Below are 273 nucleotides of genomic sequence, written 5' to 3' on the forward strand. Positions count from 1 at the left end.
CGCCAAGGGTATCGAAACCGCGGAAGTCGACCAGAATCACATTGACCACGTTGGTACCGCCACCGCCACTGACACTGTTCTCGAGGAAGAACGAGGCGATGCTGTCGTAGGGGCGCGTCATGACTGCGTAAGCCAGCAGCGCGACGGCGATACCGGTACCACCGGCCAGCAGCACGTCACGCAGGCCACGCAGGCTGCTCGACTCCATCGGCGTACGATCCGGCATGAAGAACAGCGCCAGTACCAGCAGGATGATGGTCACCACTTCCACGG

The 273-nt window shown here is 61.9% G+C and carries 1 protein-coding gene; it reads right to left on the reverse strand.

Going from position 1 to position 273, the window contains the following annotated elements:
• The coding region (gene mbhE, locus AC0IW9_RS30845; RefSeq protein ID WP_471652113.1) for a hydrogen gas-evolving membrane-bound hydrogenase subunit E at nucleotides 1-262 on the reverse strand (262 nt) is incomplete at its 3' end.
• Between the last annotated feature and the right edge of the window lie 11 nt (nucleotides 263-273).

Source organism: Belnapia sp. AC561 (genome assembly GCF_979252845.1).